Annotated in this window: 8 protein-coding genes and 2 pseudogenes; 7 read left to right on the plus strand and 3 right to left on the minus strand. The window is 59.2% G+C overall.

The window, feature by feature from the left end; translation table 11 throughout:
- Window positions 1-429 precede the first annotated feature (429 nt).
- Window positions 430-1,206, plus strand: coding sequence for a MurR/RpiR family transcriptional regulator (locus tag G113_RS15440; RefSeq protein ID WP_005906394.1), 777 nt, complete (start codon window positions 430-432; stop codon window positions 1,204-1,206).
- A 192-nt stretch (window positions 1,207-1,398) separates the two neighbouring features.
- Complete coding sequence (locus G113_RS15445; RefSeq protein ID WP_005906396.1) at window positions 1,399-2,835, plus strand: 6-phospho-beta-glucosidase; 1,437 nt, start codon at window positions 1,399-1,401, stop codon at window positions 2,833-2,835.
- Between the two features lie 116 nt (window positions 2,836-2,951).
- On the opposite strand, the gene G113_RS15450 is transcribed toward G113_RS15445, so the two are convergent.
- Window positions 2,952-3,374 (minus strand): GNAT family N-acetyltransferase, encoded by a 423-nt coding sequence (locus tag G113_RS15450; RefSeq protein ID WP_005906398.1) that lies wholly within the window; start codon window positions 3,372-3,374, stop codon window positions 2,952-2,954.
- 167 nt (window positions 3,375-3,541) lie between these two features.
- Here G113_RS15450 and G113_RS15455 point away from each other — a divergent pair.
- A pseudogene (locus G113_RS15455) lies at window positions 3,542-4,041 on the plus strand (SRPBCC family protein).
- Between the two features lie 165 nt (window positions 4,042-4,206).
- On the opposite strand, the gene G113_RS15460 reads toward G113_RS15455, so the two are convergent.
- Window positions 4,207-5,484: an NAD(P)/FAD-dependent oxidoreductase gene (locus G113_RS15460; protein WP_005906401.1), complete on the minus strand. Its 1,278-nt coding sequence runs from the start codon at window positions 5,482-5,484 to the stop codon at window positions 4,207-4,209.
- A 323-nt stretch (window positions 5,485-5,807) separates the two neighbouring features.
- Here G113_RS15460 and G113_RS15465 point away from each other — a divergent pair.
- The 4 genes and pseudogenes from G113_RS15465 (at window position 5,808) to G113_RS15480 (ending at window position 10,505) form a co-directional block, all read left to right on the plus strand.
- Window positions 5,808-7,270 (plus strand): annotated as a pseudogene (locus G113_RS15465) (NAD-dependent succinate-semialdehyde dehydrogenase).
- Window positions 7,271-7,420: 150 nt separating this feature from the next.
- Entirely contained in the window at window positions 7,421-8,698 is a 1,278-nt protein-coding gene (gabT, locus tag G113_RS15470) for a 4-aminobutyrate--2-oxoglutarate transaminase (protein ID WP_005906403.1), read from the plus strand.
- A gap of 305 nt (window positions 8,699-9,003) precedes the next feature.
- Window positions 9,004-9,159, plus strand: a complete 156-nt coding sequence (locus G113_RS21370; protein WP_161618918.1) for a hypothetical protein — start codon at window positions 9,004-9,006, stop codon at window positions 9,157-9,159.
- A complete protein-coding gene (locus G113_RS15480) occupies window positions 9,159-10,505 on the plus strand; it encodes an APC family permease (RefSeq protein WP_005906408.1) in 1,347 nt (448 codons plus the stop codon). Before G113_RS21370 ends, G113_RS15480 begins: the two co-directional genes overlap by 1 nt.
- A gap of 166 nt (window positions 10,506-10,671) precedes the next feature.
- Here the strand turns inward: G113_RS15480 and G113_RS15485 are convergent, their stop codons facing one another.
- The gene (locus tag G113_RS15485) at window positions 10,672-10,965 is read right to left on the minus strand and encodes a hypothetical protein (protein WP_005906410.1); all 294 of its coding nucleotides are present in this window, start codon (window positions 10,963-10,965) and stop codon (window positions 10,672-10,674) included.
- Window positions 10,966-11,276: the final 311 nt, after the last annotated feature.

The following is an 11,276-nucleotide window of genomic DNA, read 5'->3' on the forward strand; positions in this document are numbered from 1 at the left end:
CCCTAGCCCGGAGACCGTTGGTTTGAGTCATATATGCTCGCCTTGTCATCGTCTGTCCGCACCATCAATATCGGTGAAGAAGTGATGCGCCAATATCAAGCTAAAAAACAGTTCAAGCACTTAATACCCCCTAGTCAGAGCGACAACAAATAGAAATAACCAAACCATTATCTTTTGAATACATTTTCAATCACAGGAAATATAAAAAAACCAAGCCCCCTCCCCTGATAGGAAAAACACACAAACCGCCATAAACATATATCGTCAATCCAGTGGCTGCATGTAAATACATGGCTGCCTACCCATGATTCAATACTGATCACTGTGCACAGCGGGAAGAGATAGGCTTGATGGCACCTGACGCCGCCTTAACGTCGCCCAACCAGGGGACGCAGGTTAAGATTTACAAGGGGCATCAGGGTTGTCATCATGCAAAATCTTGGTTTTCCTGATAGCGACTCGGCGGTTTTCATCATGTTCAATCATGTCTCCCTCTCCACCTTCAACGAGCTGGAGCTGATGGTGTATCACTACGTCATCAAGCACAGGGAACAGGTCCCCTATATGCGGATCCGTGAGCTGGCAGAGGCTGCCGGGGTCTCGACCACCACAGTGCTGCGCTTTTGCAAGAAGCTAGGCTGCAGCGGTTTCTCCGAGTTCAGGATCCGCTTCAAGCTCTCTTTGGAGCAAGACACTGGCTCAGTTACCCGCTTCGGGGTCAATGAGTTGATGAGTTTCTTCAAGAGCATCAACAACCCCGAGTTCGAGATGCTGATCGACCAGGCCGCCGCCCTTATCTCAGATGCCGAGCGAGTGCTCTTTGTCGGGGTCGGCACCTCGGGCTCCCTCGGAAAATATGGCGCCAGATTCTTCTCCAACATCGGCAAGTTCAGCAACCATATCGATGACCCTTATTACCCTATTAGCACTGACACCTTCAACAAGGCGGTCGCCATTATTCTCTCTGTCTCGGGGGAAACACCGGACATGTTAAAGTTGGCGCAAAAATTCAATTTTCACAAATGCAAAATAATCAGCATCACTAATAGTGAAACCTGTTCTCTTGCCAAACTGGCAGACTTTAACCTCTCTTACCATATGCCACAACTCCTCATCGGCCAGAACCACAATATTACAACTCAAGTTCCCGTCGTTTATATCCTTGAGACCATAGGCCGCCGTTTGACGACCAATTCACCCGCCTAAAACAGCTTGTTTTTTCATTGTGACAAATCACTGATGACCTATTTCGTTATATCGTGACTTTGTTATTTGCTTTGCTACCATCAGCCATCGCACCTCGCCCAGAACCGCGCCCAATCATGGGGCTCTTACCGATAGTTCGGCGAGGAACAACCATGCCATGCCCTTATTCGGGCCTTGATGAGAGAGAAGCCAATGAAACAGCAAGGATTACCAAAAGACTTTCTGTGGGGCGGCGCAGTGGCGGCCCATCAGGTGGAAGGGGCCTGGGATCAGGGCGGCAAAGGACCCAGCATAGTCGACGTGCTATCGAGTGGTGCTCATGGGGTCGACAGGGTCATCACCGACGGCATACTGCCCGGCTATCACTATGGCAACCATGAGGCGGTGGATTTTTATCACCACTACAAGCAGGACATAGCCCTGCTGGCCGAGATGGGCTTCAAGTGCTTTCGCACCTCCATCGCTTGGTCGCGCATCTTCCCCAAGGGCGATGAGCTGGTTCCCAACGAGCAGGGCCTGCAATTTTATGACGACCTGTTCGATGAGCTGCTCAAGCATGGCATAGAGCCTGTCATTACCCTCTCCCACTTCGAGATGCCCTGGCACCTGGTCAAGGAGTACGGTGGTTGGAAGCATCGCAAGCTGGTCGAGTTCTTCGTGCGCTTTAGCGAGACGGTACTGCGCCGCTATCAGCACAAGGTCAAATACTGGATGACCTTCAACGAGATCAACAACCAGCGTAACTGGCGATCCCCTCTGTTTGGCTACTGCTGCTCTGGCGTTATCTACAACCAGGAACCCAATCCGGAAGAGTGCATGTATCAGGTACTGCACCACCAGTTTGTGGCCAGTGCCCAGGTGGTCAAGCTTGGCCATGAGATCAATCCCGCCTTCCAGATTGGCTGCATGATAGCCATGGTGCCCCTCTATCCCTACTCCTGCCATCCGGACGATGTGATGTATGCCCAGGAAGCGATGCGCGAGCGCTTTCTGTTCAGCGACGTCCATGTGCGTGGCGCCTATCCGAACTATATCCGCAAGGAGTGGCAGCGCAAGGGTTACCAGATAGCCATGGAGCCCGGTGACGAACAGATACTGCGAGAGGGCTGCGTCGATTACATCGGCCTGAGCTACTACATGAGCAATGCGGTACGCGCCCACCACCAGGGCAGTGGCACCGCGCTGTCAGGCTTCGAGGGCGGGGTGCCCAACCCGCACCTCAAGGCATCGGATTGGGGCTGGCAGATAGATCCGGTCGGTCTGCGTTACAGCCTCAATATTCTCTATGAGCGCTACAACAAGCCCCTGTTCATCGTCGAGAATGGCTTCGGCGCCCTGGATAAGCCGGGTGAAAGCGGTGAGGTACAAGATGACTACCGCATTGAATACCTCAGCGCCCACATCGCGCAGATGAAGAAAGCGGTGATTGAGGACGGGGTCGAACTGATGGGCTACACCCCCTGGGGCTGCATCGATTGCGTCTCCTTCACCACGGGGGAGTATCGCAAACGCTACGGCTTCATCTATGTGGACAAGCACGACGATGGCAGCGGCAGTCAGGCGCGCAGCAAGAAGCAGAGCTTCCACTGGTACCAAGGGGTGATAAAGAGCAACGGTGAAACGCTCTGAGCTCCCCCAGGGGCCAGCTCATTGGCTCCATCAAGATAAGAGAAGGGCTGCCTCAGGGCAGCCCTTCTTCATTGTTGAAACCATGGATGGCCGATGAGCTCACCGACCCGTATGGATCAATAGAGGCAGAGCCTGCGCCAGGGCCCGGTGACCTCGCACAATCCCGTCTCCTCGGTCGGCTCCCAGCCGAGACGCCGATAGAAGGCAATGGCGGCGGTATTATTGATGGCCACCTTGAGGGAAGCGGGTCTGGGCAACTCGGCCAGTGCCTTCTCCAGCAGGGCACGCCCCATCCCCTGACCATGCCAATCGGCGGAAACATAGAGATGATGAACGAAACTGTCTGGCGCCCAGATGGCGATGAAACCGCAGGGAGTGCCCCCCTGCTCTGCGACCCAGATCTGCTCGCCGCTGATCTGCTCGGTAAAATCTTCCAACGCAAATTGCGAAGGATCTACCCAATGAAACGTCTGGCGACGTCCTTTTTGAAACAGACGGGATAATGGTGCCACATCCGCTTCAGTCATGGCTCTGATCATCAACCTTTCTCCCTTGCATGGCCCGGCTCGAGCACGCTATTGGCTATCAGCTTACCCCAGATGGGTGACAGGAACCGGTTCACAAGCAGGCGAGCTGCTGTTAATTTGAACAGATGAGGGGCTATACTGCCCGGGTCCCGCCTACGGATGTGTGAGGTTTGCCGACCATGGATAACAAGCAACTTGAAGGTAACATCTTTATTCCCGCCCACCTAGATGATGTCTGGCATGCCTGGACTACGGAGAGCGGGCTGCGCAGCTTTCTCGCCCCTGAATGTCTGATGGTGGCCGAACCCAATGGCCCGTTCGAGATCTATTTTCGCCCCGACGCCCCCATGGTGAACGGGGCAGCGAGGGTTGCCGGGTCATGGCCGTCATGCCCCATGACCTGCTCAGTTTCAGCTGGAATTTCCCCCCCCATCTGCCCCATGTACGCCAGCAGAAGACCCAGGTCAGCCTGCGCTTCGTGCCTGAAGACCAGGGTACCCGCCTCCATCTGCTGCAGACCGGTTGGGCCAATGACCCAGACTGGGATGAGGGCTACGACTACTTTCGCCATGAATGGTTGGACGTCGTACTACCCCGCCTGCAATACCGTTTCACCCACGGTCCCATCGACTGGCACAACCCCCCCAGCGGCCAGCAGCTCAAATGCCTGGCGCAGTAACCGCCAGCTTTCTTGCGTCACAAGCAACGCCGCCCAGAGGCGGTGTTGTTCTTATGTGACAGCCAAGGCCCTTGATTGATGGGTCACGCAGCCCGCGAAAATAACCCTGAAACACCAAGGCCACCCTGAGGTGGCCTTGGTGTTGGCGCGCCGAGAGCCCCGTGATCACACCCCCAGCCGATCCCGCAGGCTGTACCAGGCGGCGCCGGCGGCGGTGAAGGGAATACGGAACAGACGCCCCCCCGGGAAGGGGTAGTGAGGGAGCTTTGCGAACGCATCAAAGCGTTCTGCCTGGCCGCTCAAGGCTTCGGCCAGCAGCTTGCCCGCCAGATGGGTACAAGTGACGCCGTGGCCGCTGTAGCCCTGCATGTAATAGATGTTGTGGCCGATGCGGCCAAACTGCGGCAGACGCAACATGGTCAGCAAGAAGTTGCCGGTCCAGGTGTATTCCACTTTGACGTCGGCCAGTTGCGGGAAGGTCTTGAGCATCTTGGGGATGATCAGCCGCTCGATGTCGGCGGGATCCCGGGCGCCATAGACGACACCGCCGCCGTAGAGCAGCCGGTGGTCGCCTGTGGTGCGGTAGTAATCGAGCAGGTAGTTGCAATCTTCCATGCAGTAATTCTGCGGCAGCAGTTGCCGGGCCCGCTCTTCCCCAAGCGGTTCGGTGGCGATCACCTGGGTACCGCAGGGCATGCTCTTGCCCGCTAGCTCAGGCACCAGATTCCCCAGATAGGCATTGCCCGCGACCACCACGAAGCGCGCCTTGACAGCCCCCTTGGCGGTACGCACCAGCGCCGGTTGCCCGGGCTCTATGCTGGTCACGGCGGATTGCTCGAAGATGCGCCCCCCCTGGCTGCGGATGGCCTCGGCCTCCCCCAGCGCCAGGTTGAGGGGATGGATATGGCCACCCCGCTTGTCGAGCAGGCCACCGACGTAGCGATCGCTACCCACCACCTGACGGATCCCCTCTTTATCCAGCAACTCAAGCTGATCGTTGCCCCACTTCTGCCAACGCCGCTGCTGGGCCTTGAGCTCGTGCAGCTGCCGCTCGGTATCGGCGGCAAAGACGCCTCCTTGCTGCAAGTCACATTGAATGTCGTAGCGCTTGATGCGCTCGCGAATGATGTCACCGCCCTCGAACAGCATGCTGCCCAGCAACTTGGCCTGATCCGGCGGACAACTCGCCTCTATGTTGTCGATATCGCGGCTGTAGGAGTTGACTATCTGGCCGCCGTTGCGACCGCTGGCGCCAAAACCGACTCTGGCCGCCTCCAGCACCACCACCGAATAACCCTTCTCAACCAGATGCAGGGCACTGGAGAGACCGGTATACCCGGCGCCTATGATGCAAACATCACACTCCAGTTGTTCATCGAGACTGGGGAAAGGCGCATGGGTATTGGCACTGGCGGCGTAGTAACTCTTCACATGTTCGGTCATGATCCCTCTATCCTCACACGATTGCGCTCAATAATGGCTGAAAATGAGGCCTTGCCTGGCCTCTTTTTGGGGACAAAAACGCAGTGGCTGCGAGTCGGGCGGACAGCGCCACCCGTTCATTATTTTGCACACCCATAACCAAAAACCTCTCTATAACACCACTTCTAGCACGCCAACATCGCTGTGGGCAACCGCATTTAACACTTGAAAAACAAAACCGCGACCATTATGGTCATCCAGTGCTTATTATTCTATACAGTTGCGTCCTGGGTTATTTCCTGTGATCTCATCCCGAACGCCCTGAATCTACCGCCGAGGCCCCCATGTCACAGACAGCGCAGCTCGAACCCCAGACTCACTCCCTTGCCTATATAGATGGTCGCTGGTGCCAGGCCCATAGCGGTCGCCAGTTTGAGGTGACCAACCCGGCCACCGGCGAACTCATCACCCTGGTGCCGGACATGGATGGCGCCGATACCCAGGCCGCCATAGAGGCAGCCCATGCCGCTCAGCCTGCCTGGGCGGCACTCACCGCCAAGGAGCGCAGCGCCAAACTGATGCGCTGGTATGAGCTCATCATGGCGGAGCAGGATGCCCTGGCGCGGCTGATGACCCGGGAGCAGGGCAAGCCCCTCGCCGAGGCCAAGGGGGAGGTCGCCTACGGCGCCAGCTTTATCCAGTGGTTCGCAGAAGAGGGCAAGCGCGCCTACGGCCGCACCATACCGGGCTTCAGTAGTGACAGGCGACTGGCCACCATCAAGCAGCCGGTCGGGGTTGTTGCCGCCATCACCCCCTGGAACTTCCCCATCGCCATGATCACCCGCAAGGCAGGCCCAGCCCTGGCCGCCGGTTGCACTATCGTCATCAAGCCCGCCGCCGAGACGCCCCTGTGCGCCCTGGCCCTGGCAGCACTGGCCGAGCAGGCCGGCATCCCGGCGGGGTGATCAACGTAGTCACCTCCCATCAGGCCGCCATCATAGGGGATGAGCTCTGTGCCAATCCTCTGGTGCGCAAACTCTCCTTCACAGGTTCAACCCGCATCGGCAAGCTCTTGATGCGCCAATGCGCCGACACCATGAAGCGCGTCTCCCTTGAGCTGGGCGGCAACGCCCCCTTTATCGTGTTCGACGATGCGGACTTGGACGCCGCCGTGACCGGGGCCCTGGCTTCCAAGTACCGCAATGCGGGCCAGACCTGCGTCTGCGCCAACCGCATTCTGGTGCAGGCCAGCGTCTATGACGCCTTCGCCGAGAAGCTGGCCGCCGCGGTGCGCGCCTTCAAGGTTGGCGATGGCCTTGGCGAAGGCAGCCAGATTGGCCCCCTCATCAACCAGGCCGCCGCCGACAAGGTCGCCACCCTGGTGGAACAGGCTCAGGCTGCCGGTGCCCGCGTGCTGGTCGGTGGCGAGGCCCACGTTGCCGGCCCCCTCTTCTACAGCCCGACCATATTGACCAACGTCCAGGCCGACAACCCCATACTGCAAGAGGAGATCTTCGGACCCGTCGCCCCGCTGGTGCGCTTTGAGACCGAAGCCGAGGCCATCGCCATCGCCAACGACACCCCTTATGGGCTGGCCGCCTACTTCTATGGTCGCGACATCGCCCGGGTATGGCGAGTCGCCGAGCGCCTCGAATACGGCATGGTGGGCATCAACGAAGGGATCATCTCTACCGAGTTGGCGCCCTTTGGCGGCATCAAGGAGTCAGGCCTGGGCCGGGAAGGCGCTGCCGAAGGACTCGATGAGTATCTGGAAACCAAATATCTCTGCTTCGGCTCCATTGCATAATAAAACAATATAATAGGTGATTTATTCACACAGATGGCACGCCGGACCAGCAGTGCCATGAGATGAGACAACCTAAGGATGGGGAGCGGCAGCCAGACTGCCGACTCATCAACATACAGTGAGGGGCTAGCCCCTGATGGGAGAATCAAGATGAGCAATCAATCCTGGCAGGCACGTCGCGAAGCCGCCGTGGTCAACGGCGTTGGTACCCTGATGCCAGTCTTTATCGACAAGGCACAGAATGCCGAACTGTGGGATGTGGAGGGCAACCGCTACATCGACTTTGCCTCGGGTATCGCCGTGCTCAACACCGGCCACAACCATCCCAAGGTGGTGGCCGCGGTACGCGAGCAACTGGAAAAATTCAGCCACACCTGCTTCCAGGTCACGCCCTACCCCGGCTACATCGAGCTTGCCGAGAAACTCAATGCCCTGGTACCGGGATCAACCCCCAAGCGTACCCTGTTTCTCTCCACCGGTGCCGAAGCGGTGGAAAATGCCATCAAGATAGCCCGCGCCCATACCGGTCGCAGCGGCACCATCGCCTTCAAGGGCGGCTTCCATGGCCGTACCATGATGGGCATGGCGCTCACCGGCAAAGTGGTGCCCTACAAGACAGGATTCGGCCCCCTGCCGGGGGAGGTCTATCACCTGCCCTTCCCGGCCGATTATCTGGGCGTGAGTGAGGCCGATGCCTTGGGGGCGCTCGACCTCTGCTTCAGCGCCGACATAGAGCCGGGCCGGGTCGCCGCCATCATCATAGAGCCGGTGCAGGGTGAGGGGGGCTTCTACCCAGCCTCCCCCAGCTTCATGCAAGCCTTGCGCCGGGTATGCGATCAACACGGCATCCTGCTCATCTGCGACGAGATCCAGAGCGGTTTCTGTCGTACCGGCAAGACCTTCGCCACCGAATACAGCGGCATCGAGCCCGACATCATGACGCTCGCCAAGAGCCTGGCGGGGGGTTTCCCGCTCTCCGCCGTGGTGGGCAAGGCAGAGGTGATGAACGCCGCCAAGCCGGGGGGCCTCGGCGGCACCTATGCGGGATCTCCCATCGCCTGCGCCGCCGCGCTGGCGGTACTGGAAGTCATCGAGCAAGAGCAGCTCAACCAACGGGCCCTGGCCCAGGGGGAGCAGCTCAAGACGCGGCTGCACCGACTGGCCGAGCGGTTCGACTGCATCGGCGATATCCGCGGCCCTGGGGCCATGGTGGCCATGGAGCTGGTCAAGGGGCGCGATGCCGGCCAGCCCGATCCCGAGCTCACCAAACGCCTGGTGACAGAGGCGGGCAAGCGGGGACTGGTGCTGCTCTCTTGCGGGGTGCGCGCCAACGTCATTCGCTTCCTGGCCCCCCTCACCGCCGCCCCGGCGCTGATCGACGAAGGACTGGACGCCCTGGAGCAGGCGCTGGCCGCAGCCCTCGCCTAGGCCGGGTGCCGCGACCGACCACCTCAGCCCGGGCCCAGTGCCCGGGCTGAGTGTTTACCCCGGAACAAGCCCCTGAACTTGCACCAAATATTTGCACCATACCGCACTGCCATGGGTTGTCATCCCCGTCCATCTGGGGCAAAATGCGCGCCGCTAAAATAACCGACTTGGTTGCCAAGTCGGTTATTTTCATTTTGTTGTTTACCACCAAACCGAGGCCGGGCCTTTTCCCGGAAATGATATCCGGGGTCGCACTCATAGATGGCGCGAACCCACCCATGATTTATGCCGCTATGAGGAACAAGATGGGGCTCTCTTATACTTCGTCTCCGCTCGCCGGAGTCAGCCTTGGCAACGCGATTGCCAACGACCTCTGCACCACTCCATCGAGTGTGCGTCTGTTCAGTCCCCTGGCGTCTCGCCATGACCATGCCCTGGCGGCAATGCAGGAGGTTCGCTGATGTCTGATGCACCGGTTCGCCTCAAAAAAACCCTCAAGCTGTGGCAAGTCGTGGTCATCGGCCTCGCCTACCTGACCCCCATGGCGGTGTTCGACACCTTCGCCATGGTCTCCGACATCACCAGCGGCCATGTTGCCACCTCCTACCTGCTGGCGCTGGCCGGGATCCTGTTCACCGCCATCAGCTACGGCCATCTGGTTCGCAAGTATCCCTCTGCCGGGTCGGCCTATACCTACACCCAGAAGACCTTCCATCCCTACGTGGGCTTCATGGTGGGCTGGTCGTCCCTGCTCGATTACATGTTCATGCCGATGATCAACATGCTGCTGGCCAAGATTTACCTGACCGCCATGTTCCCCGGGGTCGAACCCTGGATCTTTATCTTCGGACTGGTGAGCGTGATGACCATGCTCAACCTGCGCGGCATCAATCTGGTGGCCAACTTCAATGGCCTGATCGTGCTGGTGCAGGTTGCCATCATACTGGTGTTCCTCGCCCTGATGGCCCATGCCGTCTACTTCGGCGAGGGGGAAGGCACAGTGCTGAGCAGTCGTCCCTTCTACTCGGATCACACCGCCCTGCTGCCGCTCTTTACCGGCGCCACCATTCTCTGTTTCTCATTCCTGGGCTTCGATGGCCTGAGTTCGCTCAGTGAAGAGACCCCCAACGCCGGCAAGGTGATCCCTCGCGCCATCTTGCTGACCGCCCTCATTGGCGGCATCATCTTCGTGCTGGTCTCCTACTTCCTGCAGCTCTACTTCCCGGACATCAGCCGCTTCAAGGAGCCCGATGCCGTGCTGCCGGAGATCGCCCTCTACGTCGGTGGCAAACTGTTCCAGAGCATAGTGCTGGTCAGCACCACGGTCGCCGTACTGGCCTCCGGCATGGCGGCTCACGCTGGCGTGTCGCGGATCCTCTACGTGATGGGGCGCGATGGCGTCCTGCCCGAGAAGGTATTTAGCTACGTGCATCCCACCTGGCGTACCCCGGCCATCAACGTGCTGCTGGTCGGCGCCCTGGCGCTCTCCGCCGTCTCCTTCGATCTGGACATCGCCCTGGCGCTGGTCAACTTCGGCGCCCTGGTCGCCTTCACCTTCGTCAATCTGTCGGTGATCGCCCAGTTCTATGTGCGCGAACAGCGTAACAAGACCCTCAAGGACAACGTCTGCTTCCTGCTGCTGCCCCTGTGCGGCGCGGCCACCATAGGCTTGCTCTGGATCAACCTGGAGCTGAGCTCCCTCTACCTTGGCCTCATCTGGGCTGCCCTGGGCCTGGTCTACCTGGTGCTGCGCATCAAGCTCTCCCAGGCGCCGCTGCGAGAATACGAAGAGGCGGAGCTGCAATAAATCGCGCCCGTCACACCTTGCAAACAGAAAGGGGAGCCAACGGCTCCCCTTTTTATCATCCCCCAATGCGACGCAGAGGCGCTCTCCACCAGCGGTCTCCCTTTGCCAAGACCAGCAAAAGGGAGCCTTGGCTCCCTTTCATCGACATCTTGGCTCGCGCTAATGCTTATTTGATCACGGCCTTGCTCGCCGCCTTGGCGGGGTTGTCGACGACGTTGCCGACCTTGTTCCTGGAGTCAGAGACCGAGTCCTTGGCATCGGAGACCTTGCCTTTCTTGTCATCCAGACCGACAGAGTCCTTGGCCGTTTCAGCGACGGAGCAGCGCCCGCCAACCCCGACCGTGGCCTTCATGGCCGCACCCTTGACCGCCTTCTCAGGGGTACAATCCGGATTGATGACTCCCGCCTGGGCACCCAGGGTGATCAGACTGAGGGAGAGACAGAGCAGCAGTTTTTTCATGACAGACTCACTTTCGATGACGAATGAATATCTGCCAGTGTAGGGCGATGTGTGCCGGGAGCAAGGTGCATCCGCTCGCCCCCCTTACCTGGGTGGTTTGCGCCACGAGATGAGACAGCTCAGCTACAGGTCCAATCAGGCCCGGTTATCTGGCCAAGAGGCCCCGTAAAAAGGGGCCGGCCCGCCATGGCATCGAACACTCTCGAAGCGTCTTGAATTGTCGCAACCTGGCGAAGATCGCTTACCCGGCGATCCGCTGAATTTATCGCACCAGACGCCTGGCGGCCGCCCTGCCGGGATTGTCCACGGCA

The organism is Aeromonas molluscorum 848 (assembly GCF_000388115.1).
Lineage (GTDB): Bacteria > Pseudomonadota > Gammaproteobacteria > Enterobacterales > Aeromonadaceae > Aeromonas > Aeromonas molluscorum.

What these genes read in the sequence shown, in the direction of transcription:
- G113_RS15440 (WP_005906394.1), top strand. Translation starts at nt 430, where the DNA reads ATGCAAAATCTTGGTTTTCCTGATAGCGACTCGGCGGTTTTCATCATG.
- G113_RS15445 (WP_005906396.1), top strand. Translation starts at nt 1,399, where the DNA reads ATGAAACAGCAAGGATTACCAAAAGACTTTCTGTGGGGCGGCGCAGTG.
- G113_RS15450 (WP_005906398.1), bottom strand. Translation starts at nt 3,374, where the DNA reads ATGATCAGAGCCATGACTGAAGCGGATGTGGCACCATTATCCCGTCTG.
- G113_RS15460 (WP_005906401.1), bottom strand. Translation starts at nt 5,484, where the DNA reads ATGACCGAACATGTGAAGAGTTACTACGCCGCCAGTGCCAATACCCAT.
- gabT (WP_005906403.1), top strand. Translation starts at nt 7,421, where the DNA reads ATGAGCAATCAATCCTGGCAGGCACGTCGCGAAGCCGCCGTGGTCAAC.
- G113_RS21370 (WP_161618918.1), top strand. Translation starts at nt 9,004, where the DNA reads ATGGGGCTCTCTTATACTTCGTCTCCGCTCGCCGGAGTCAGCCTTGGC.
- G113_RS15480 (WP_005906408.1), top strand. Translation starts at nt 9,159, where the DNA reads ATGTCTGATGCACCGGTTCGCCTCAAAAAAACCCTCAAGCTGTGGCAA.
- G113_RS15485 (WP_005906410.1), bottom strand. Translation starts at nt 10,965, where the DNA reads ATGAAAAAACTGCTGCTCTGTCTCTCCCTCAGTCTGATCACCCTGGGT.